This window comes from Stutzerimonas stutzeri KOS6 (genome assembly GCF_000307775.2).
GTDB classification, from domain to species: Bacteria; Pseudomonadota; Gammaproteobacteria; order Pseudomonadales; family Pseudomonadaceae; genus Stutzerimonas; species Stutzerimonas stutzeri_B.
Genome location: NZ_KK020675.1, coordinates 635,727 through 657,586 on the forward strand (window position 1 = coordinate 635,727; position 21,860 = coordinate 657,586).

A 21,860-nucleotide genomic window follows, 5' to 3' on the forward strand; every position below is an offset into this window, starting at 1 on the left:
GGAGAGCCTTCCCGTGGATCTGCTATTTCTCGGTACCTCATCCGGTACGCCCACCCGCGCTCGCAATGTCAGCGCCCTGGCCTTGCTGGAGGACACCGGCAAGGGCTGGTACCTGATCGACTGTGGCGAAGGCACCCAGCACCGGCTGCTGCGCACGCCGCTGTCGCTGCATGACCTGCGCGCCATCTGCATCACCCATGTGCATGGCGACCACTGCTACGGATTGCCCGGCCTGCTTGCCAGCGCCGGGATGATGGGGCGCAAGGCCGCGCTGACGATCATCGCGCCGCAGGGCATCGAAACCTGGGTGCGCGCCACGCTGGAGATGAGCCAGAGCTGGCTGGGCTACGCCCTCGAATTCCACGCGGCCGAATCGCTGGGCGAGTGGCGCAACCTGAACATGCGCATCGAGGCCACCGCCCTGTCCCACCGGGTGCCCTGCTATGGCTACAGCCTCACCGAGGCCCGCCCCGATCCACGCCTGGACATCGGCCGACTCGAGCGCGACGGTGTCCCCCGCGGGCCGCTCTGGGGCCAGCTGGCACGCGGCTTCGACATCGAGCATGAAGGTCGCATGCTGCGTAGCGACGACTACCTGAGCTTCACCCGCGCCCCGCGGCGTATCGTCATCGGTGGTGACAACGACCGCCCCGAACTGCTCGCCAATGCTTGCCAGGGCGCTCAGGTGCTGGTGCACGAAGCGACCTATACCGAGGCGGTAGCCAACGATGCGCGCAACGACTTCGGCCACAGCACGGCGGCGTCGGTGGCGCGCTTCGCGCAAACGGTCGGACTGTCGAATCTGGTGCTGACCCACTTCAGCGCGCGCTATCAGAAGAACGCCGGGCGTGGTCACTCGATCGACGACCTGCGCGCCGAAGCCAACGCACTCTACTCTGGCCACCTGCTGCTCGCCGAAGACTTCATGCGCCTGCACTTGGGCAAGGATGGCCAGCTGACGCCCGTCGAGCCACCTCGCCCGCGCCCGTCGCGCTGAGCGCGGTAAAGATCGCCACACACGTCGGCGGCCATGTCGACAGGCGCTGCTGCCCGACGTCGGCCACGTGTCGCATCGCGAGCAGCCGGATCTAGTGCTGGAGCGGGTTGGACGGTTTTTGGGGTCATTAACGGCGGATGGTCAGCCCGATAACCCGCGAGACGACCAGGGCGATGTACATCAGCCCTGCAATTTCCTCGAGCATGACCAGCGCCCGCGCTACAGGCCGCAGCGGAAGGATGTCACCGAGGCCAACACCGGAGAGTACGGTGACGCTGAGGAACAGCAGCTCCATCCACGAGCGAGGCTCATCCGGCTGCAGGTTGGCGACGAAACTGCCCGGGGCAACGAGCTGGCAGGCCGCATAGGCGTAGGCGAACGCCCACGCCAGCAACGTGAAGGTGGCACCGACGGCAAACAGTTCGTCCGTCGTCGTGCGCTGGTCTTCCATCATGTAGCCGATCAGGCCTGCCGCCGCGTAGAAGTAGAACATCGACTCGGTCACGACCAACGCCAGGCGCAGGCCGGGCACGGCTGTCAGTTCGACGGCAAGCGTCAACCCGAGGATTGCAGCGGCCATCAGGAACGCCAGCGAATGCAGCGTCGGGCTCCGGTTGACGATGCGCAACGCCAGGACCAGCACCACAACGCCGAATGCACCAAAGGCAGCGCGGCCGAGCTGGGTGTTTTCCATGAAGGGGTACAGCAGGATACCGAGCAGCTGGACGAACAGCAGCGCCGCCGAGGGATAACGCACGAGGTAGGTCAGCATTGATTGCCCATCGATGTATCAGCCAGCTCGGGTGTAGCGGGAGCGGAACGTGCGGCAGGGCACTGATAGTGCCCTAGGCTCTGTACGAAAAGTGCCTGCGCTCGGTGATGCTTCGTACAGAACCTAGCCCTTGAAGCCCTTGGCCACCAGATAGACCTCGCGCGAACGCGGGCGCGATGCTTCCGGCTTGCGGATCGACACCTTCTCGAACGAGCTGCGTACGTCCTTGAGGAACTCGTCCGAGCCTTCGCCCTGGAAGACCTTGACCACGTAGTTGCCACCGGGCTTGAGCACCTGGCGAACCATGTCGAGGGTGAGTTCGACCAGGTACATCGAAGCGGCCTGGTCGGCGGCCGCGACGCCACTGATGTTCGGCGCGATGTCGGAGACGATCAGATCGGGCTGCCGGCCGTCGAGCATGCCGAGGATCTGCTGGAAGACGGCATCTTCGGTGAAGTCGCCCTGCACGAAATCGACGTTGTCCAGCCCGCCCATCGGCAGGATGTCGGTGGCCAGCACCCTGCCCTTCTCGCCGACGATGCCGCCGGCCACCTGCGACCAGCCGCCAGGTGCGGAGCCGAGGTCCATGACCAGCATGCCGGGGCGTATCAGCTTGTCCTTCTCGTTCAGCTCGATCAGCTTGTAGCTGGAGCGCGAGCGCAAGCCGTCCTTCTGGGCGCGTTTGACGAAGGGATCGTTGACGTGTTCATCCAGCCAACGACGGCTGCTTTTGGATCGTTTCATGATAGAGCCAACCACGGAGAATCAAGGTGAGGCGCGGACCAACAGGCGGGGCAAGGCGCAACCGCTGGACGCAAAGTGGCGCGATTATAAGCCGATAATGCTGATCCGCGGGCGCTGGTCGCAGCATGCAGGCCCTGGAAGACCCTCGGCGCAGCCTGACAGATGCGCGTGGCGACGGGTACAATCCGCGCCCCAACCCGCCCCTTCTTCTTCCTCTGCCGGAGTCACCGGCCAGGATTACCGCCATGATTCGCATCAACGAACTGTCCCTGCCCCTCGATCATTCCGCCGATGAGTTGCGCCAGGCCATCGTCAAACGCCTGAACATCAGCGACGCCGATCTGCTGAATTTCACCGTGTTCAAGCGCAGCTACGATGCGCGCAAGAAGAACAGCGTCATCCTGTTCATCTACATCGTCGACGTTGAGGTCTGTGACGAGGCGGCAGTCCTGACGCGTTTCGCCGACGACAACCACGTGCGTCCGGCGCCGGATACCCGCTACTACCCAGTCGGCCAGGCACCGGCCAATCTGACCGAGCGGCCAGTGGTGGTGGGCTTCGGCCCCTGCGGACTGTTCGCCGCGCTGCTGCTGGCGCAGATGGGCTTCAAGCCCATCGTGCTGGAGCGCGGCAAGGATGTGCGCCGCCGGACCAAGGACACCTGGGCGCTGTGGCGCAAGAAGACCCTGACGCCGGAGTCCAACGTGCAGTTCGGCGAGGGCGGGGCCGGGCTGTTCTCCGACGGCAAGCTCTACAGCCAGATCAAGGACCCGAAGTTCTACGCGCGCAAGGTGATGCACGAGTTCGTCCGCGCCGGTGCGCCGGAAGAGATCATGTACGTCAGCAAGCCGCACATCGGCACCTTCCGCCTCACCGGCGTGGTTGCGGCGATGCGCGAGGAAATCATCGCCCTCGGCGGCGAAGTGCGCTTCGAGAGCAAGGTGACCGATCTCGTGATCGACGATGGCCAGCTCGAAGGCGTGGTGCTGGCCAGTGGCGAGACGCTGCGCAGTCGCCACGTGGTGCTGGCGCTGGGCCACAGCTCGCGCGATACCTTCCGCATGCTGCATCGCCAGGGCGTGTTCATCGAGGCCAAGCCGTTTGCCATCGGTTTCCGCATCGAGCACCCGCAGGGCATGATCGATCAGGCTCGTCTGGGCAAGTACGCCGGCCACCCGGAGCTGGGTGCTGCGGACTACAAGCTGGTGTATCACGCCAGGAACGGCCGCGCCGTCTACAGCTTCTGCATGTGCCCGGGCGGCACCGTGGTGGCCGCCACCTCCGAGCCGGGGCGTGTGGTGACCAACGGCATGAGCCAGTATTCGCGCAACGAGCGCAATGCCAATGCCGGCATCGTCGTCGGCATCAACCCCGAGCAGGATTTCCCCGGCGACGCGCTGGCCGGTGTGGAGCTGCAGGAGCGACTGGAGTCGCGCGCCTACGAGCTGGGTGGCAGCGACTACTGCGCGCCCGGGCAACTGGTGGGCGACTTCATTCGCGGCGTGCCGTCGACCGAGTTCGGCGAGGTCGAGCCGTCCTACAAGCCGGGCGTGCGCCTGGGCGACCTGGCGCCGTCGCTGCCCGATTATGCAATCGAGGCGATCCGCGAAGCACTGCCGGCGTTCGGCAAGCAGATCCGCGGCTTCGATCGCGCTGACGCCGTGCTCACCGGTATCGAAACCCGTACCTCGTCGCCGGTGCGCATCACCCGTGACAATGAGACGTTGCAAAGCCTCAACCTGCGCGGTCTGTATCCGGCCGGTGAAGGCGCCGGTTACGCCGGCGGCATCCTCTCGGCGGGCGTGGACGGCATCAAGGTCGCCGAGGCCCTGGCCAAGTCGATGCTGGCTGACCTGGGCCTGTCCGACGTGCAGAGCAGCTGAGCACCACCCTGATGAAACTCGACGACATCAAGAAGCTGCACCAGAAGAAATACCGTGGCGAGTTCGGACACTTCCTGGTGGAGGGCGAACATCTGGTGCTGGAGCTGCAGAAAGCGGCCGTGCGCAACCCGCAGCTGGAGCGCAGCGAGCTTTATGTGACCAGTGCCTACGAGCACTGGCAAAGCCCGTTCAGGACGCACCTGATCAGCGACCGCCAGATGGCGCAGATCGCCGACACCAAGACCCCGCAAGGCATCGTTGCACTGGTGCCGATGCCGGCGACAGGCGCGACGGTTGCTGCACCCGTCGCGGGCGAACGCGCGATCTACCTGCATGAAATCCAGGACCCGGGCAACCTCGGAACCATCCTGCGCACGCTGGCCTGGTTCGGCAATTTTCGCTGCCTGCTGAGCCCCGGCAGCGTCGACCCGTACAACCCCAAGGTCGTGCGTTCGAGCATGGGCGCCATCTTTCATGCACCGATGGAACTGGATGTGGCGCTGGATTCGTTGCACAGCCGCTTCGAGCACATCGCCTGCCTGGATATGAGCGGCGAGCCGGTGCAATCGGCGAATTTCCGAACCTTCGATTGCTACCTGTTCGGCAACGAGGCCCGCGGCGTGCCCCGTGAGCAACTGAGTGCCATGAAGGCCGAGCCCTTCACGATTCCCGGTTGCGGCGCCATCGAATCGCTGAACCTGGCCGCGACGGTCAACATGTGCGCCTACGAACTGAGCCGGTAGCCGTCGTTTGAAGTGACTGCGCTACGCGGCCTGCTCAGCGGTTGCCAAAGTCCGTGCACCGCGTCCGGTACCGCCGTGCGGTTGCCACCCTGCCAGCTGACGCTTGCCCGGCTGCTTCCCGGCACCCGCTCAAGCGCTTGCGAAGCGCTACCCCCGCCCCCGTCGCAACGTCCGCAGCCCTTCAAGGACAAGCACCGCGATCGCTCCCCAGATCGCGCCATAGGTCAGCCATTGATCCGGTGCGATGCTTTCGCCGAGCACGAGCGCCACCACGACCAGCAACACCGGCTCGACATAGCTCAGCAGGCCGAACAGGGTCAGGCTGAGGTGTTTGCTGGCATTGATCATCAGGCCCAGCGCGAGCGCACTGAGCGCGCCCAGGCCGGCGATCAGGAGCAGCAGCCTGGGGCTGACGGCGAGCATCTGCAGGGTGTCGCTGTCGGAAAAGGCAAACAGCGCGGCGATGGGCAGGCTGATGACGAGGTCGAGCCAGAGGCCACCGAGGTTGGCCGTGCCGAGCCAGCGGCGCAGGACGAAGTAGCCGGGATAGCCAAGGGCCACGGCCAGCACCGGCCAGGACAGCGACGAAGCCAGCAGCAGCTGGTTGCCGACGCCGACGGCGGCGAGCAGGCAGGCCAGGCGCTGCAGGCGGCTGATCGCCTCACCGAAGACCAGGCGACCGGTTAGCACCAGCGTCAGTGGCAGCAGAAAGTAGCCGAGCGAGACGTCCAGCCCATGGCCGTTGATCGGCGCCCACATGAACAGCCAGAGTTGCATCCCGACCAGTGCCGAGGACAGCGGCAGCGCGAGCCACAGCCGCGGCTCGGCAGGTACGCGTGCCAGAATCTGCCGGACCTCACCCCAGCGGCCAATGGCCATCAGCAGCAACGCCAGGCACGGCGCGGTGAGCAGGATGCGCCAGCCATAGATCTGCTGGCCGTCCAATGGAGCGAGCAGCGAGGTGTAGTAGTACAGCGTGGCGAAGAGCGTCGAGGCTCCGAGCGAGCCTGCCACGCCTGTCAGACGGTTCCGGCTGTCCATAGGCTTCCCGCAAATCAGACCGTAATGACCGTACGGATACCGAGACCGCGCCCCCGCTATCAGGGCTCGACCTGGCTCCACTGTTTGTTCAGGCGTTTGTCCGATACCGCCATCTTCGTTCCCAACTGCTGGGCCCACAGCGAGACGCGATACTCCTCGAGCATCCAGCGATAAAGCGCCAGCTCGGAATCGCGCTTGCCTTCCTGCAGATGCTTCTTCAGACGCGCCTGGTATTGCTCCCAGTAGCCAGCCAGCTCTCCGGACCAGACCCGATCACGCTGCAGCTGCGCGCCGATCTTCTCGAAACGCTGCTCGACCGTTTTCAGGTAACGGGGGTATTCCTTCAGCCACTCGGCGGGCGTCTCGCGGACGAAGCCGGGATAGATCAGGTTGGCGAGCTGCGCCTTGATGTCGTTGAGCGCAACGGCCTGGGCCAGGTCGATCCTGCCCTTGAAGCGCTTCTGCAGGCCATGCCAGTGCTTGAGGATTTCCAGCGTCAGGCGCGCCAGGCGTTCGGCATGCGCGGTCCAGTCGCCGCGCTTGCGCTCGGCCAGCGAGGCCAGGGCGGCGCCGTCGCGCGGCAGCTGGGCTTCGCCGTCGAGGATGCAGCTGTCCAGGCTGGCCAGCAGGATGTCCTCGACCAGCGCATCGACCTTGCCCATGTCGCGATAGAGCAGGCCCAGTTCGGTGAGACCCGGCAACTTGTTGCGCAGGTACTTGGCCGGCTCCGCCAGCTGTTGCAGCAAGAGGCGCTGCAGGGCGCGGCGATGCTGCCACTCGGCCTCGGCCTGGGTCGGGAAGCGCCCTTCCTTGACCACGCCAGCCTCTTCCACCAGTGCCGGATAGACGGTCATCGACAGCCCGGCCATCTTCGCCTGGGCCTTTTCTGCGACCTGGGCAAAACCCTTGGCTTCGACCGGCTTCTGTTCGGCCTTCTGCTGCGGCGGCGCCAGGGCGGCCTGGCTGGCCTCGGCGAAGCGCGCGGTGAGTTCAGCCAGATCACGCCCTTCACCGAGGAACTTGCCACGGGCATCGACCACTTCGATGTTCATCTTCAGGTGGTTTTCCAGACCGGCAGCCGCCTCGGCCCAGGCCTCCTCCGGCACCCGCGCGCCAGTCATGCGCAACAGTTCGCGACCCAGCGCCTCCGGCAGCGCGCCTTCAGCGAAAGCGATCTTGGCCAGCGCGGCGCCGACGAAATCCGGCACCGGCACGAAGTTCTTGCGCAGCGCCTTGGGCAGGTTGCGCACCAGCGCCACGGCCTTGGTTTCCAACAGCCCGGGCACCAGCCAGTCGAGCCGCTCGCTGCGCAATTGCGGTAACAGCGGCGCTGGTACGCGCAAGGTCACGCCGTCGCGCGGATGGTTGGGCTCGAAATGATATTCCAGCGGCAACTGCAGCTCGCCAATGCGCAGGTAATCCGGGTACTGCGCGGCGGTGACCTCGCTGGCCTCGCGGGCGAGCACGTCTTCCTCGCGCATGATCAAGAGCTGCGGGTTCTTCGCACTTTCGCGCTTGTACCAGTTCTCGAAGCTGGCGGTCTGGTAGATGTCCGCCGGCAGACGCGCGTCGTAGTAATCGAACAGGGTTTCCTCGTCGGCGAGAATGTCGCGGCGCCGCGCCTTGGCTTCCAGTTCGTCGAGGCGTTCGAGCAGCTCGCGATTGGCGCTGAGCGCGCGGGCGCGGCTGTGCATCTCGCCGCGCACCAGCCCTTCGCGGATGAACAGTTCACGCGCCGCTGGCGGGTCGATGGGCCCGTAATGCACCGGCCGGCGGCCGACGACGATCATGCCGTAAAGCGTTACCTGCTCGTAGGCCACCACCTGGCCGCGCTTCTTCTCCCAGTGCGGCTCGAAGTGATTCTTCTTGATCAGATGCCCGGCCAGCGGCTCGATCCAGTCGGGCTCGATCCTGGCGACCATGCGCGCGAACAGCTTGGTGGTTTCCACGAGTTCCGCGGCCATCAGCCAGTTGGGCTTCTTGCGGCCGATCACGCTCGACGGATGCACCCAGAAGCGCCGCTGGCGCGCACCGAGGAAGTCGCCTTCCTCGGTCTTGTTGCCGATCTGGCTGAGCAGGCCGGCGAGGATCGCCTTGTGCACTGCGGCATAGCTCTTGGCTTTCTGCGCGGCTTCGCTGGCCTCGGCCTGTTGCGCGAGCTTGGCGTTGAGTTTCTTGTCCGTGGTTGGCGCCAGGTTGGCGGCGGCGGGCTCTTCGTAGGAGCGAGCTTGCTCGCGAAGCTTTCCAGTGGAGACCTGTTCGCGAGCGAGCTCGCTCCTACTGGTGTTTCCGCCGTCTTTGCGGTCGGTGTTGAGCTTGAGCTCGCGCACGATCAGCGTCAGCTGGCGATGCGCATCCCTCCACTCGCGCAGACGCAGATAGTTGAGGAAGTTCTTCCGGCACCAGCTGCGCAATGGGTTGGAGCCCAGCTCTTGGCGCTTTTCCTCGAAGCCGCGCCAGAGGTTGATCAGTGCGGCGAAGTCCGAATCCGGGTCCTTCCACTGCGCATGGGCCTGGTCGGCGGCCTGCTGGCGGTCGGCCGGACGCTCGCGCACGTCCTGCACCGAGAGTGCGCTGGCGACGATCAGCACTTCGGCCAGGCTGCCCTGCTGCGCGGCCTCGAGCAGCATGCGGCCCAGCCGCGGATCGATCGGCAGTCGCGCCAGCTGGCGGCCGAGCGGGGTCAGCTGGTTCTCGCGATTGACCGCCGAGAGCTCCTGCAACAGGTTGAAGCCATCACTGATGGCCTTGCCATCCGGCGGCTCGATGAAGGGGAAGTCCTGAATGTCGCCCAGACGCAGGTGCAGCATCTGCAGGATCACCGCGGCGAGGTTGGTGCGCAGGATCTCCGGATCGGTGAATTCCGGCCGACCGAGGAAATCTTCCTCGCTGTACAGGCGGATGCAGATGCCCGGCTCGACCCGCCCGCAGCGGCCCTTGCGCTGGTTGGCGCTGGCCTGGGACACCGCCTCGATGGGCAGGCGCTGGACCTTGGAGCGGTAGCTGTAACGGCTGATGCGCGCGGTCCCGGAATCGATCACGTAACGGATGCCCGGCACGGTGAGCGAGGTTTCGGCGACGTTGGTGGCCAGCACGATCTTGCGCCCCGGCCGTGGCTGGAAGATCTTCTGCTGCTCGGCTGGCGTCAGCCGCGCATACAGCGGCAGCACCTCGGTGAACTTCAGGTTGGCCTTGCGCAGCACTTCGGCGGCATCGCGGATCTCGCGCTCGCCAGGCAGGAACACCAGCACGTCGCCGGGGCGCTGGCCGACGCTTTTTTCGTGGGCGGCGATCTCGTCCAGCGCGGCGAGAATGCCCTGGTCGACGGTCAGGTCGTCCTCGATGCGATTGCCATCCTCGTCGATCTCGGCCGCCAGCGGGCGATACCAGATTTCCACCGGGTAGGTACGACCGGACACTTCGACGATGGGCGCGCCGTCGAAATGCTCGCTGAAGCGCTCCAGATCGATGGTCGCCGAAGTGATGATAACCTTCAGGTCCGGCCGGCGTGGCAGCAGGGTCTTGAGGAAACCCAGCAGGAAGTCGATGTTAAGCGAACGCTCGTGGGCCTCGTCGACGATGATGGTGTCGTATTTTTCCAGGAAGCGATCATGCTGCGTCTCGGCCAGCAGGATGCCGTCGGTCATCAGCTTGATCAGCGAGCTTTCCTTGCTCTGATCCTCGAAACGCACCTGATAGCCCACCAGCTCGCCCAGCGGCGTGGCCAGCTCTTCGGCGACCCGCGTGGCGACACTGCGCGCGGCCAGGCGGCGCGGCTGGGTATGGCCGATCAGCCCGTGCACACCACGGCCGATTTCCAGGCAGATTTTCGGCAACTGGGTGGTCTTGCCCGAGCCGGTCTCACCGGCGATCACCAGAACCTGATGCTTTTCCAGCGCAGCCTTGATTTCGTCGCGCTTGGCGGCGATGGGCAGCGCGTCGTCGTAACGGATGGCCGGGACGCTCTGGCGGCGCGCCTCGACCTTGGCAGCCGATGCCTGGAAGCGTTCGAGCCACTGGGCGAGCCTGGCCTCGTCGGGTTTCTTCCTCAGCTCATGCAGCTGCCGGCGCAGGCGGTGGCGGTCAGCGAACAGGGCCTGGTCGAGATTCTTCAGCAGGGTATCGATAGCGGGCATTGCGTCGGTCATGGACAGCCGTGGGGCAATTCGTGAAGGGCGCGATTGTCGCAGATTTGCCCGGCCGCCGCGGCATCGGCCTTCGCAACAGCGCCATGCGCGTCCATCGGACTGCACCACAGGATGGGTTTCGATGCAGGCCGGCGCTGACCGCGGCGACAGGCGTTGTACCGGCCGCCGATGGTCGCCGCATCAGATGCGGAACTGGCCCACCAGCTTCTGCAGGCGCTCGGCCAGCCCGTTCAGCTCGCGCGAGGTTTGCGCGCCCTGTGCCGCATCGCTGGCCACGCCATCTACTGCATCGGCAATGTGGTGCACGCTGCGGTTGATCTCCTCGGCCACGGCCGTCTGCTCCTCGGCAGCCGCGGCGATCTGCGCGTTCATCGAGTTGATGGTGCCGATCAGGGTGGAAATGGCGTCCAGCGATTTGCCCGCCTGGTTGGCCTGCTCACGCGTGCTTTCGCCCTTCGCTCCTGCGCTCAGCATGCTGGCCACGGTGCTCGAGGTTGCGCTCTGCAGGCGATCGATCATGCTCTGGATCTCGCCGGTGCTTTGCTGGGTACGGCTGGCCAGTGCCCGCACCTCGTCGGCGACCACGGCGAAACCACGCCCGGCCTCACCGGCGCGCGCCGCCTCGATGGCCGCATTGAGTGCCAGCAGATTGGTCTGCTCGGCGATGGCGCGAATCACGTCGAGTACGCCAACGATCCCTTTGACGTCCTGCTGCAGGCCGTCCAGCGACTCGCCGCTGCCGCGCAGTTCGCCGACCAGCTCATGGATCTGGCGGATGCTCTGATCCACCACCTGCTTGGCTACCACGCCCTGCTGGTCAGTCTGCTGTGCCGCCTCGGCCGCACGTTGGGCGCTCATGGCCACTTCGTGAGCGGCAGCGGACATTTCGTTGATCGCGGTGGCAACCTGATCGGTCTCGCTGCGCTGGTCGCCCATGGCCTGTTCGGCACGTTGCGCCTGGCTGGCCACGGCGCCGACCAGTCCAGTGAGCTGGGTGGTGGTACCGGCCACCTGCTGCACCAGCGAGTGGATCTTCTCGACGAAACGGTTGAACGAACTGGCCAGCTCGCCCAGCTCGTCCCTGCTGGTGATCGGCAGGCGCTGGGTCAGATCACCTGCGCCCTGAGCCATGTCGTCCAGATTGTGCTTGATCAGCAGCAGCGGACGCAGCAAGGCGTTGCTCATCAGCCCCGCCGCCAGTGCAATCAGCACCAGCAGGGCCAGCGCCGACCCGAGCATGATCGCAATCAGGCTATCGATGCGTCCCTGGAATTCCTCGCGGATGGCCTGAACGTCACGCTCGACGCCATCCAGATTGAGTGACGTCCCGAACACCATCTTCCACTTGGGCAGGAACTCGGCATAGCCGACCTTGGCTACCAGCTCGCTGCTGTCACCGAGAACGAAGCTGTAATCGACGTAGTGACTGCCGTCCTGGCCGGCCCTGACCAGCTCGCGGATGGCATAGACACCGTTGGGATCACGGTAGTCATGGAAGCTCTGACCGATCTTGTCTCTGGTGCTGCCCTGCAGGATGCGCACGGATTGAGTGTCGTAGCCCCAGAAGTAGCCATCCTTGCCATAGGACATCCGCTCGAGAATGGCGACCGCCTCGTCCCGTGCCCTCAGATCGCCGTCGGCGGAACGCGCGTAGATCGGCGCGATGGCGTTGCCCGCCAGCTCGACGTAATGCTTGAGCTCGGCGCGGTGGGCCCGGATCAGGTTCTGTCGGGTCTGCGCTTCCTGCTCTTCGGCAAGACTTTGCAGGGTGTAAGCAGTTACCCCGCTCAACAGGATGGCCAGAAGCAGTATCGGCCCCAACGCAAGCATCAGGAGTTTGGATCGCAGACGCAGATCAGGAAACATGTGTTTGCACCAAGGGAAGGACAGACTGAAGGTGAACGAGCCCTGACGCCTTTACAGCGTCAATTTATCGTTACAGGTGTTTCGGCTTTCCTCTGGTTTTCTTTACTGCTGTTGGTCGATTGCTCGCAGCATCAACAGGTATCAAGGCGGCGCAGACACGGAGCGGCTGTGCCCGGCTGCTCACTTTCTCTATGGTGGACGGACGGAAATGGCCCCGACGGAACAAAGACATCCGGCCTCAAGCGAACAGATCAACCTACCGGGAGCACACCGCGCCCTCGAACTGCCGCCCTGCAAACCGCATGGCCGATGCCTCGCCACCGCCGGAACGCAAACGCCCCGGCGGTTGCCGGGGCGTTTGTTGTGGCTGCCGAGCAGGCAGGCCATTTGGCGCAGCGCCTGCAAGCAGGGCTTCTACATCGCAAATATGCGCGACCTATTGTTTGTGACCGAGCTTGCGCAGTTCCTCGTCGCGCAGCTCGCGGCGCAGGATCTTGCCGACGTTGGTGGTCGGCAGGCTGTCGCGGAACTCCACGGCTTTCGGCCGTTTGTAACCGGTCAGGTTGTCATGCATATGCTGCATCACCTGCTCTCTGGTCAGGCTCTCGCCCGGCTTGACCACCACGAACAGCTTGATCGCCTCGCCGGACTTCTCGTCAGGGATACCGATGGCAGCACATTGCAAGACGCCCGGCAGGCTGGCCAGCACGTCTTCCAGCTCGTTGGGATAGACGTTGAAGCCGGACACCAGAATCATGTCCTTCTTGCGGTCGACGATGCGGATGTAGCCATCCGCCTGGACCACGCCGATGTCGCCGGTCTTGAACCAGCCTTCGGCGTCGATCACCTCGGCAGTGGCCTCCGGCCGCTGCCAATAGCCCTTCATGACCTGTGGACCCTTGATGCACAGTTCGCCGATCTCGCCCTGCGCCAGATCCTGGCCGTCGTCGTTGATGACCTTGAACTGCGTCGACGGAACCGGGATGCCGATGGTACCGAGCTGGATGTGCTCGATCGGATTGACCGAAGCCACCGGGCTGGTTTCGGTCAATCCGTAGCCTTCGCAGATCGCGCAGCCGGTGACCTGCTTCCAGCGCTCCGCCGTGGCCAGTTGCAGCGCCATGCCGCCGGACAGGGTGACCTTGAGCGCCGAGAAATCCAGCTTGCGGAAGTCCTCGCTGTTGCACAGCGCGACGAACAGGGTGTTGAGCCCGACGAAGCCGCTGAAGCGATACCTGGACAGGTCCTTGATCATCGCCGGCAGGTCACGCGGATTGGAGATCAGGATGTTGTGGTTGCCACTGAGCATCATCGCCATGCAATGAAAGGTGAAGGCGTAGATGTGGTAGAGCGGCAAGGGCGCGATCAGCACCTCGCTGCCATCATTGAGGTTCGAGCCCATCAGCGCCTTGCACTGCAGCATGTTGGCGACGATGTTGCGGTGGGTCAGCATGGCGCCCTTGGCGACGCCGGTGGTACCGCCGGTGTACTGCAGCACGGCGACTTCATCGCTGCCGGGCGACGCCTCACGTACAGCCTTGCCACGGCCCAGCGCGAGGGCATCGTTGAGCTTGACCGCTTTCGGCAGGTTGTACGCCGGCACCATCTTCTTCACATGCTTGACCACGGCATTGACCAGCATCCGCTTGAGCGGCGGCAGCATGTCGGCGACTTCGGTGATGATCACGTGCCTGATGCCGGTCCTGGGCAGCACTTCCTCGGCCAGGTGCGCCATGTTGGCCAGGCAGACCAGCGCCTTGGCGCCAGCGTCGTTGAACTGGTGCTCCATCTCCCGCGCGGTATATAGCGGGTTGGTATTGACCACGATGAGCCCGGCGCGCATGGCACCGAACACCACGATGGGGTACTGAATCAGGTTGGGCAGTTGCACGGCGATGCGATCGCCGGGTTGAAGATCGGTGTTCTGCTGCAAGTAGGCGGCGAAGTCGCCGGACAGCTTGTACAGCTCACCGTAGGTCAGGGTCTTGCCGAGGCTGCTGAAGGCCGGCTTGTCCGCGAAGCGCTCGCAGGACTGCTTGAGCACAGCTTGAATGTTCTGGTACTCGTCGGGATCGATCTCGCTGGAAACCCCAACCGGATACTTATCCTTCCAGAAGTTATCGGTCATGAAACCCCACTCCTAAGCGACAGCTTTATCTCTGCGCGATGGCAGCTGTTTTGTTGTGATTTGTTAACTTTTGTACCGCTATTCGGGTAAAAAGCGTTCCCGAGGTTAGCAGCTTTGCTGCGGAGCGAATAGAGTCCAACACGTCGTAATACGACACAAAGTGACCGAAACCAATTCTTCGGTCACTGCTCGATATCCTTGCACCCGGCTACCCCGGGCGCCGCCTCAAGCCATGTCGCGCAGCTCGCGACGCAGGATCTTGCCCACCGGGGTCATCGGCAGCGATTCCCGGAATACATAGTGTCTCGGCATCTTGTAGCCGGTGAAATTCTCCTTGCAATAGGCTTGCAGCTCGGCCTGGGTCAGCGTGGCGTCGCTCGGCACCACGAACAGCTTGACCGCCTCACCGGACTTCTCGTCCGCCACGCCGATCGCCGCGCAGCTGGCGACCTTGGGATGCGCCATCACCACGTCTTCGATTTCGTTCGGGTAGACGTTGAAGCCGGAAACGATGATCAGGTCCTTCTTGCGGTCGACGATACGAACGAACCCATCTTCGTCGATCACCGCGATGTCGCCTGTCTTCAACCAGCCCTCCTCGTCCAGCACCTCAGCCGTGGCCTCGGGCCGCTGCCAGTATCCCTTCATCACCTGCGGACCTTTTACGCACAGCTCGCCACGCTCGCCGAGCGGCAGCGCATTGCCCTCATCGTCGATGACCTTCACCACGGTACCGGGGACCGGAAGCCCTACGGTGCCGAGACGCGAATGCTCACCGTGGGGATTGGCGCAGACGACAGGCGACGTCTCGGTCAGGCCGTAGCCCTCGACGACCGTACAGCCGGTCATGCTCTTCCAACGCTCGGCAACCGCCGAAACCAGTGCGGTGCCTCCCGAATTGGTGCCCTTGAGACGGGAGAAATCGATCCTATTGAACTGCGGATGCGCCATCAGCGCCACGAACAGCGTGTTGAGGCCGAGGAAGCCGGAAAACTGCCAGCGCTGCAGCTCCTTCACGAAGCCGTCGATGTCGCGCGGATTGGTGATCAGCACGTTGTGATTGCCGGTGACCATCATGCACATGCAGTTAACCGTGAACGCGTAGATGTGATAGAGCGGCAACGGCGCAATCATCACTTCCTGCCCCTCGCGAATCACCGGGTGCCCGTGCTCGTCGAGCTGCTGCATGTTGGCCCGCACCTGCTGCATGTTCGCCACCAGGTTGCCGTGGGTCAGCATCGCGCCCTTGGCGACGCCGGTGGTGCCGCCGGTGTACTGCAACACGGCGACGTGATCGAGCTCCAGCGCCACAGGCTTGTGATTATGGCGAGTCCCGTCACGCAGCACTGACTTGAAGGAAACGGCATGGGGCAGGTTGTAATCGGGCACCATCTTCTTCAGGTGCTTGACCGCCGCATTGACCAGCGCACCCTTCAGCGACGGCAACATGTCACCGATCCGTACTTCGATCAGATGCTCGATTGTCGTATCGGGCAGCACCTCCTCGACGTGATTGCCGAACGTATTGAGGTAAACCAGCGCCCGCGCGCCGGAATCCTGGAACTGGTGGCGCATTTCCCGCGCGGTGTAGAGCGGGTTGGTATTGACCACGACGAGCCCGGCGCGCAATGCGCCGAAGACGGCAATGGGGTATTGCAGCAGGTTGGGCATCTGGATCGCAATGCGGTCACCCGGCTGCAGATCGGTGCGGGCCTGGAGCCAGCCGGCGAAGGCGGCCGAATAACGATCCAGGTCGGAATAGTTGAGCGTGACGCCCATGTTGCTGAACGCCGGTCGGTCCGCGTGGGTCTTGCAGGCGCGCTCGAACACCTCCACGACAGAGCGATAGGTGTCCAGATCGATATCATTCGGCACGCCCGCAGGGCGTTTGTCATTCCAGAATTCAGGCTGCATTGTTATTGGCCTCGTTACCTGAGAGTGTCTGGCCCACGCTAGGGGCTGTCGCGAACTTAGCAGTTCGGTATCACCGCGCAACAGCCCGGGCTGCATAAATCAACGACGTGAATCTTTCATCACGGCAATGACTGGCACGGGTCAGGACAAGTGCCGGGCATGGCTCTAGAATGCACCGCCAGCGCGCAAGCAAGCCACCTTGGCGGATCGCGCCCAACCTGATTCGATCGGTCGGTCGCAAAATGCAGCGCGCCGCCCCAGCCCTGAGGACAGTCCATGAGCACCATCAGCAATACGCCCTACGCGGAACTGGAAGTCGGCCAGCAAGCGAGCTTCGAAAAACATGTCGAGGAAAGAGACATCCAGCTGTTCGCCGCCATGTCCGGCGATCGGAACCCGGTCCATCTGGATGCCGAATTCGCTGCTGGCACCCTGTTCAAGGAGCGTATCGCCCACGGCATGTTCAGCGGCGCCCTGATCAGCGCTGCCGTGGCTTGCACCATGCCCGGCCCAGGCACCATCTACCTCGGGCAGACGATGAAATTCACCCGCCCGGTGAAGATCAACGACAGGCTCACGGTGCGCCTGGAAATTCTCGAGAAGCTGCCGAAGAATCGCGTACGCATCGCTACCCGCGTATTCAACCAGAACGACGAACTGGTGGTTGACGGCGAAGCGGAAGTGCTCGCACCACGCAAGCAGGAAACCGTCGAACTGAAGGAACTGCCGCCGATCAGCATCGGCTGACCGTCATAACCCGCGTCGCCAGACGCGGGTTTTCCAGGCATGAAAAAAGAGCAAAAAAAAGGCGACCAGGGGTCGCCTAAATGCCTTGCGTGCTCTTTGAACCTGACGAACTCAGCGCTTCTTGTGCGAGTCCCGCCAGATGAAATATCCGAAGCCTCCGAGGAAGGCGACCATCAGGCCGACCGTGACCACCCCTGCGAGCACCACATCATCGACAAACATGAGACCTACCTCCGAAACCTGATTCGCTGTTCGATGGGTGCAAGGTAAACCTGGAACTGCGGGAAAAAATTGACCCGAGTCAATGGCCGCAAGATGCAGACGGCAGGCGCGCAAAACGACTGATCCAGATCAAGAAAACAGGGGTAACGGAGGGTAATTCGGCCCGAAGCGGCGCGCAGGAATGCGAACGCTGCAGCAGGCGCAGTCGTTCAATAGCGAATGGATATGAAGGGAGGCCGCAGGAGTCGACTAACGCTTCTTCGAGGGGCGCTTGCTCTTCTTCTTCGGTTTGCCAAGCGGCAGGACATGTTCGAAGGTCTTGCGCATATCCTCGAGTCGCTTGTCGTTGAGATCATGGATGCGCCGGGCACGCTCGGCGCTGAAGTCGATCAGTTTCTCGTCACTGCTCATGAGGTCGTTCTCGGCCGGATCAGGCGAAAGGTCAGGTTGAGGCGCGGCCGCAGTACCTTGCTGGTACGCGCGATCTGATGCTGCCAATGATGCTGTGTTGCGCCGCCCATGACCAGCAGCGAGCCATGTGCCAACACCAGCGAGTGGCCGATCCGGCTGCTGCCCTTGCGGTGCAGATCGAAACGTCGCTCGGCGCCCAGGCTGAGCGACGCGACGATAGGGTCAACGCCCAGTTCGGCTTCGTCGTCGCTATGCCAGCCCATGGCATCACGCCCATCGCGGTACAGGTTGAGCAACACGCCGTTGAAGCGGTACCCGGTGTCGTTCTCCAGGCGTTGGCGAATCTGGCGCAGCAGCGGCGTCCAGGCCAGTGGTTCGTGCCGCAGGCCGGAATAACGATAATCCGCTTCCGGCTCTCCGTACCAGGCCAGCAACCGCGGCACCGCGACCTGGCGTCCGTAGATGCGTATTTCGGGTTGCGACCAGGGCGTGGCGTCGGTCAGCTCCTGCAGCCAGGCGTCGGCGGTGTCGCGATCGATCCAGCACGCCCGGTAGTCCAGCTGCGCATCCGGCAGATCGATCACAGGCTCGAGACCCAGGGCCGCGGCAAACGTATCAGACCTCGACATCGACCCACAGCCCCTGGCGGGGCAGCTCTTCAAGGTCCGCCTGATCCTGCTCGTCGGTCTCGCCTGCCGCCAGTTCTTCCGGGGTGTAACCGCGACGCTGTCGGCGCCGCTGCTGGTCACGCAGCATCTCGGCGCTCTCTTGCGGATGCCGCCGATCAAGGGTCACCGAGCTTTCGCCCGAGCTGGGCTGCACGGGTGCCACCGGCGCGATTTCCGGGCGCGGCTTGACCACGTCCTGCTGGGCATTGACCTGGATAACGCCTGTTGGAATAGGTGGCAGCATGCTCGTTCCCCTGATGAACGCTTGATCGGCCGGGCACCGATCACTTTAGCAGGCCGCTACACTTCGATCGGGCCGGCATCGGTCATCGCTCTCGCCGCGACGTTCCGTTACCATAGCCGGCTTTTTCACAGCGGGAGGCAGCATGGCGCAGCAGTATCTACCGGGGCAACGCTGGATCAGCGACAGCGAGGCGGAACTCGGCCTCGGAACCATCCTGACCCAGGATGGGCGAATGCTCACCGTGCTCTACCCTGCCACCGGCGAAACCCGCCAGTATGCCGCGCGCAGTGCGCCGCTGACCCGCGTGCGCTTCGTTCCAGGCGATGAAATCACTCACTTCGAAGGCTGGAAGATGACCGTGCGCGAAGTCGATGACGTCGACGGCCTGCTGGTCTATCACGGCCTCACCGCGCAGAACGAAGCCCGCACCCTGCCGGAAACCCAGCTGTCGAACTTTATCCAGTTCCGCCTGGCCAGCGATCGCCTGTTCGCCGGGCAGATCGATCCACTGGCCTGGTTCAGCCTGCGCTACCACACCCTGCAGCACCAGAGCGCCCAGTTGCAGTCCTCGCTGTGGGGCTTGGGCGGTGCGCGCGCGCAGCCGATCGCCCATCAGTTGCACATCGCCAAGGAAGTCGCTGACCGCATCGCCCCCCGCGTGCTGCTGGCCGACGAAGTGGGCCTGGGCAAGACCATCGAGGCCGGCCTGGTCATCCATCGCCAACTGCTTTCCGGTCGTGCCAGCCGGGTCCTGATCCTGGTACCGGAAAACCTTCAGCACCAGTGGCTGGTGGAAATGCGCCGCCGCTTCAACCTGGAAGTCGCGCTGTTCGATGCCGAACGCTTCATCGAGAGCGATGCCAGCAACCCGTTCGAAGACACGCAGCTGGCACTGGTGTCGCTGGAGTGGCTCAAGGCGGACGAACGAGCCCAGGACGCCGCCTTCGCCGCAGGCTGGGACCTGCTGGTGGTGGACGAGGCGCATCACCTGGTCTGGCACCCGGAGGGCGCGAGCACCGAATACAAGCTGGTCGAGCAGTTGGCCGAAGTGATTCCCGGCGTATTGCTGCTTACCGCGACCCCGGAACAGCTCGGCCTGGACAGCCACTTCGCCCGTCTGCGCCTGCTCGATCCCAATCGCTTCCACGACCTCGACGCCTTCCGCGCAGAAAGCTCCAGCTACCAGCCGGTAGCCGAAGCCGTGCAGGAACTGCTCGACGAGGGCCGCCTGTCGCAACAGGCGCACCAGACCATTCACGCGTTCCTCGGCGCTGAAGGCGAGGCGCTGCTCAGCGCTGCCACCGATGGCGACATCGAAGCCAGCAGCCGCCTGATTCGTGAGCTGCTGGACCGTCACGGCACCGGCCGCCTGCTGTTCCGCAATACCCGCGCGGCCGTGCAGGGCTTTCCCGAGCGCCAGTTGCATCCCTATCCGCTGCCTTGCCCGGCCGAATACCTGGAATTGCCGCTGGGCGAACACGCCGAGCTGTATCCGGAGGTGGCCTTCCAGAGCCAGCAGGACGACGGCGAAGCGAGCAATCGCTGGTGGCAGTTCGACCCGCGTGTCGAGTGGCTGATCGACACCCTGAAGATGCTGAAGAAATACAAGGTGCTGGTGATTTGCGCCCACGCCGAGACCGCGCTGGATCTGGAAGACGCCCTGCGCGTGCGTTCCGGCATCCCGGCCACGGTGTTCCACGAAGGCATGAGCATCCTCGAGCGCGACCGTGCCGCCGCCTACTTCGCTGACGAGGAGTTCGGCGCGCAGGTGCTGATCTGTTCGGAAATCGGCAGTGAAGGCCGCAACTTCCAGTTCAGCCACCATCTGGTGCTGTTCGACCTGCCGGCGCATCCGGACCTGCTGGAACAGCGCATCGGCCGCCTCGACCGGATCGGCCAGCAGCACACCATCCAGCTGCACGTGCCCTACCTGGAAACCAGCCCGCAGGAACGCCTGTTCAAGTGGTACCACCAGGCGCTGAACGCTTTCCTCAATACCTGCCCGACCGGCAACGCGCTGCAGCATCGTTTCGGCCCGCGCCTGCTGGCGCAGCTGGAAGAAGGCGACGACGAGGCCTATCAGTTGCTGATCGACGAGGCCCGTGCCGAGCGTGAACGCCTGGAGGCCGAACTGCACAGCGGCCGCGATCGCCTGCTGGAGCTCAACTCCGGTGGTGGCGAACAGGGCAAGGCACTGGTAGAAGCCATCGAGGAACAGGACGACCAGTTCGCCCTGCCGATCTACATGGAACAGTTGTTCGACGCCTTCGGCATCGACAGCGAAGACCACTCCGAAAACGCCCTGGTGCTGCGCCCCAGCGAAAAGATGCTGGATGCCAGCTTCCCTCTGGGCGACGACGAGGCGGTGACCATCACCTACGACCGCGAGCAGGCGCTGGCCCGCGAGGACATGCAGTTCCTCACTTGGGAACACCCCATGGTGCAGGGCGGCATGGATCTGGTGCTGTCCGGTTCGATGGGCAACACCGCGGTGGCGCTGATCAAGAACAAGGCGCTCAAGCCGGGCACCGTGCTGCTCGAACTGCTGTTCGTCAGCGAAGTGGTGGCACCGCGCGCGCTGCAGCTGAGCCGCTTCCTGCCGCCGCTGGCGCTACGCTGCCTGCTCGACGGCAACGGCAACGACCTGGCCTCGAAGGTGGCCTTCGATACGCTCAATGATCAGCTGGAAAGCGTGCCACGGGCCAGCGCCAACAAGTTCGTCCAGGCCCAGCGCGACATACTGGCCACGCAGATCGCCGCCGCCGAGGCCAAGATCGCGCCACGCCATGCCACGCGCGTCGCCGAAGCCCAGCGCAAGCTCAAGGCGGGGCTGGACGAGGAGCTTGCCCGCCTGGTGGCCTTGCAGGCCGTCAACCCCAGCGTGCGCGACAGCGAGATCGTAGCCCTGCGCGAGCAGCGTGAAGAGGGTCTGGCAGCGCTGGAAAAAGCGGCCTTGCGCCTGGAAGCGATACGAGTGCTGGTCGCCGGCTGACGTGCAGGTTGGTTGGGGCCGCCGGGGTTGAACGCCTCACCCCAACCAACTCCCGCTGATACCTGAGACCATCGCCCCGAGGGCGGGCCTCCCACGAAACAGCCAGTGCACACCACACCGGTGAGAGACCAAACCAGTGGCAGGCGCGCCCTCGCGGCGATGCAGGCCGCACGCCCGCCCGATGTCCCGGAATCATCGTCCCGGACTGCTGCAGAACTCGCCAGGCGCTTGCGCGCCCCAGCCCAACCAACTCCGCTGATACCTGAGACCATCGCCCCGAGGGCGGGCCTCCCACAAAACAGCCGGTGCACACCAAACCAGTGGCAGGCGCGCCCCCGCG

At 64.2% G+C, this 21,860-nt stretch carries 16 protein-coding genes; 5 read left to right on the forward strand and 11 right to left on the reverse strand.

Annotation, left to right across the window (positions count from 1 at the left end; translation table 11 throughout):
- The first annotated feature begins 13 nt into the window (after positions 1-13).
- Positions 14-997 (forward strand): ribonuclease Z, encoded by a 984-nt coding sequence (locus B597_RS26945; RefSeq protein ID WP_003295804.1) that lies wholly within the window; start codon positions 14-16, stop codon positions 995-997.
- A 127-nt stretch (positions 998-1,124) separates the two neighbouring features.
- Here the strand turns inward: B597_RS26945 and B597_RS26950 are convergent, their stop codons facing one another.
- On the reverse strand, positions 1,125-1,769 hold the full coding sequence (locus tag B597_RS26950; RefSeq protein WP_003295805.1) for an ion channel: 645 nt from the start codon (positions 1,767-1,769) through the stop codon (positions 1,125-1,127).
- Between the two features lie 123 nt (positions 1,770-1,892).
- Complete coding sequence (gene rlmE, locus B597_RS26955; protein WP_003295806.1) at positions 1,893-2,513, reverse strand: 23S rRNA (uridine(2552)-2'-O)-methyltransferase RlmE; 621 nt, start codon at positions 2,511-2,513, stop codon at positions 1,893-1,895.
- A gap of 245 nt (positions 2,514-2,758) precedes the next feature.
- On the opposite strand from rlmE, the gene B597_RS26960 reads away from it, so the two are divergent.
- Together B597_RS26960 and B597_RS26965 are read left to right on the forward strand one after the other, a co-directional pair.
- A complete protein-coding gene (locus B597_RS26960) occupies positions 2,759-4,396 on the forward strand; it encodes an NAD(P)/FAD-dependent oxidoreductase (protein ID WP_003295807.1) in 1,638 nt (545 codons plus the stop codon).
- A gap of 11 nt (positions 4,397-4,407) precedes the next feature.
- On the forward strand, positions 4,408-5,139 hold the full coding sequence (locus B597_RS26965) for a TrmH family RNA methyltransferase (RefSeq protein ID WP_003295808.1): 732 nt from the start codon (positions 4,408-4,410) through the stop codon (positions 5,137-5,139).
- A 147-nt stretch (positions 5,140-5,286) separates the two neighbouring features.
- On the opposite strand, the gene rarD is transcribed toward B597_RS26965, so the two are convergent.
- From rarD to fadD2, 5 genes are all read right to left on the reverse strand, one after another.
- Positions 5,287-6,180 (reverse strand): EamA family transporter RarD, encoded by an 894-nt coding sequence (gene rarD, locus B597_RS26970; protein ID WP_003295810.1) that lies wholly within the window; start codon positions 6,178-6,180, stop codon positions 5,287-5,289.
- 59 nt (positions 6,181-6,239) lie between these two features.
- Positions 6,240-10,328, reverse strand: coding sequence for an ATP-dependent RNA helicase HrpA (hrpA, locus tag B597_RS26975; RefSeq protein ID WP_003295812.1), 4,089 nt, complete (start codon positions 10,326-10,328; stop codon positions 6,240-6,242).
- A 180-nt stretch (positions 10,329-10,508) separates the two neighbouring features.
- The gene (locus tag B597_RS26980) at positions 10,509-12,194 is read right to left on the reverse strand and encodes a methyl-accepting chemotaxis protein (protein ID WP_003295814.1); all 1,686 of its coding nucleotides are present in this window, start codon (positions 12,192-12,194) and stop codon (positions 10,509-10,511) included.
- A gap of 436 nt (positions 12,195-12,630) precedes the next feature.
- A complete protein-coding gene (fadD1, locus tag B597_RS26985) occupies positions 12,631-14,322 on the reverse strand; it encodes a long-chain-fatty-acid--CoA ligase FadD1 (protein ID WP_003295816.1) in 1,692 nt (563 codons plus the stop codon).
- Between the two features lie 225 nt (positions 14,323-14,547).
- The gene (fadD2, locus tag B597_RS26990; RefSeq protein WP_003295817.1) at positions 14,548-16,236 is read right to left on the reverse strand and encodes a long-chain-fatty-acid--CoA ligase FadD2; all 1,689 of its coding nucleotides are present in this window, start codon (positions 16,234-16,236) and stop codon (positions 14,548-14,550) included.
- 276 nt (positions 16,237-16,512) lie between these two features.
- On the opposite strand from fadD2, the gene B597_RS26995 reads away from it, so the two are divergent.
- On the forward strand, positions 16,513-16,983 hold the full coding sequence (locus B597_RS26995) for a MaoC family dehydratase (protein WP_003295818.1): 471 nt from the start codon (positions 16,513-16,515) through the stop codon (positions 16,981-16,983).
- A gap of 111 nt (positions 16,984-17,094) precedes the next feature.
- Here B597_RS26995 and ccoM read toward each other — a convergent pair whose 3' ends face one another.
- The 4 genes from ccoM to B597_RS27010 all read right to left on the reverse strand — a co-directional run bounded on the left by ccoM (position 17,095) and on the right by B597_RS27010 (position 18,528).
- Complete coding sequence (ccoM, locus tag B597_RS47900; protein ID WP_003295820.1) at positions 17,095-17,205, reverse strand: cytochrome c oxidase subunit CcoM; 111 nt, start codon at positions 17,203-17,205, stop codon at positions 17,095-17,097.
- Between the two features lie 249 nt (positions 17,206-17,454).
- Complete coding sequence (locus tag B597_RS47265; RefSeq protein WP_003295822.1) at positions 17,455-17,616, reverse strand: hypothetical protein; 162 nt, start codon at positions 17,614-17,616, stop codon at positions 17,455-17,457.
- The gene (locus tag B597_RS27005) at positions 17,613-18,245 is read right to left on the reverse strand and encodes an alpha-ketoglutarate-dependent dioxygenase AlkB family protein (RefSeq protein ID WP_024161666.1); all 633 of its coding nucleotides are present in this window, start codon (positions 18,243-18,245) and stop codon (positions 17,613-17,615) included. The genes B597_RS47265 and B597_RS27005 overlap by 4 nt, the downstream gene beginning before the upstream one ends.
- Positions 18,232-18,528 carry a hypothetical protein gene (locus tag B597_RS27010; RefSeq protein ID WP_003295824.1) on the reverse strand — a complete coding sequence of 99 codons (297 nt, stop codon included), beginning with the start codon at positions 18,526-18,528 and terminating at the stop codon, positions 18,232-18,234. The genes B597_RS27005 and B597_RS27010 overlap by 14 nt, the downstream gene beginning before the upstream one ends.
- Before the next feature lie 142 nt (positions 18,529-18,670).
- Between B597_RS27010 and rapA the strand changes: the two genes are divergently transcribed.
- Positions 18,671-21,520 (forward strand): RNA polymerase-associated protein RapA, encoded by a 2,850-nt coding sequence (rapA, locus tag B597_RS27015; RefSeq protein ID WP_024161667.1) that lies wholly within the window; start codon positions 18,671-18,673, stop codon positions 21,518-21,520.
- The last annotated feature ends 340 nt before the right edge of the window (positions 21,521-21,860 follow it).

What these genes read in the sequence shown, in the direction of transcription:
- B597_RS26950 (WP_003295805.1), bottom strand. Translation starts at nt 1,769, where the DNA reads ATGCTGACCTACCTCGTGCGTTATCCCTCGGCGGCGCTGCTGTTCGTC.
- rlmE (WP_003295806.1), bottom strand. Translation starts at nt 2,513, where the DNA reads ATGAAACGATCCAAAAGCAGCCGTCGTTGGCTGGATGAACACGTCAAC.
- B597_RS26960 (WP_003295807.1), top strand. Translation starts at nt 2,759, where the DNA reads ATGATTCGCATCAACGAACTGTCCCTGCCCCTCGATCATTCCGCCGAT.
- B597_RS26965 (WP_003295808.1), top strand. Translation starts at nt 4,408, where the DNA reads ATGAAACTCGACGACATCAAGAAGCTGCACCAGAAGAAATACCGTGGC.
- rarD (WP_003295810.1), bottom strand. Translation starts at nt 6,180, where the DNA reads ATGGACAGCCGGAACCGTCTGACAGGCGTGGCAGGCTCGCTCGGAGCC.
- hrpA (WP_003295812.1), bottom strand. Translation starts at nt 10,328, where the DNA reads ATGACCGACGCAATGCCCGCTATCGATACCCTGCTGAAGAATCTCGAC.
- B597_RS26980 (WP_003295814.1), bottom strand. Translation starts at nt 12,194, where the DNA reads ATGTTTCCTGATCTGCGTCTGCGATCCAAACTCCTGATGCTTGCGTTG.
- fadD1 (WP_003295816.1), bottom strand. Translation starts at nt 14,322, where the DNA reads ATGACCGATAACTTCTGGAAGGATAAGTATCCGGTTGGGGTTTCCAGC.
- fadD2 (WP_003295817.1), bottom strand. Translation starts at nt 16,236, where the DNA reads ATGCAGCCTGAATTCTGGAATGACAAACGCCCTGCGGGCGTGCCGAAT.
- B597_RS26995 (WP_003295818.1), top strand. Translation starts at nt 16,513, where the DNA reads ATGAGCACCATCAGCAATACGCCCTACGCGGAACTGGAAGTCGGCCAG.
- ccoM (WP_003295820.1), bottom strand. Translation starts at nt 17,205, where the DNA reads ATGTTTGTCGATGATGTGGTGCTCGCAGGGGTGGTCACGGTCGGCCTG.
- B597_RS47265 (WP_003295822.1), bottom strand. Translation starts at nt 17,616, where the DNA reads ATGAGCAGTGACGAGAAACTGATCGACTTCAGCGCCGAGCGTGCCCGG.
- B597_RS27005 (WP_024161666.1), bottom strand. Translation starts at nt 18,245, where the DNA reads ATGTCGAGGTCTGATACGTTTGCCGCGGCCCTGGGTCTCGAGCCTGTG.
- B597_RS27010 (WP_003295824.1), bottom strand. Translation starts at nt 18,528, where the DNA reads ATGCTGCCACCTATTCCAACAGGCGTTATCCAGGTCAATGCCCAGCAG.
- rapA (WP_024161667.1), top strand. Translation starts at nt 18,671, where the DNA reads ATGGCGCAGCAGTATCTACCGGGGCAACGCTGGATCAGCGACAGCGAG.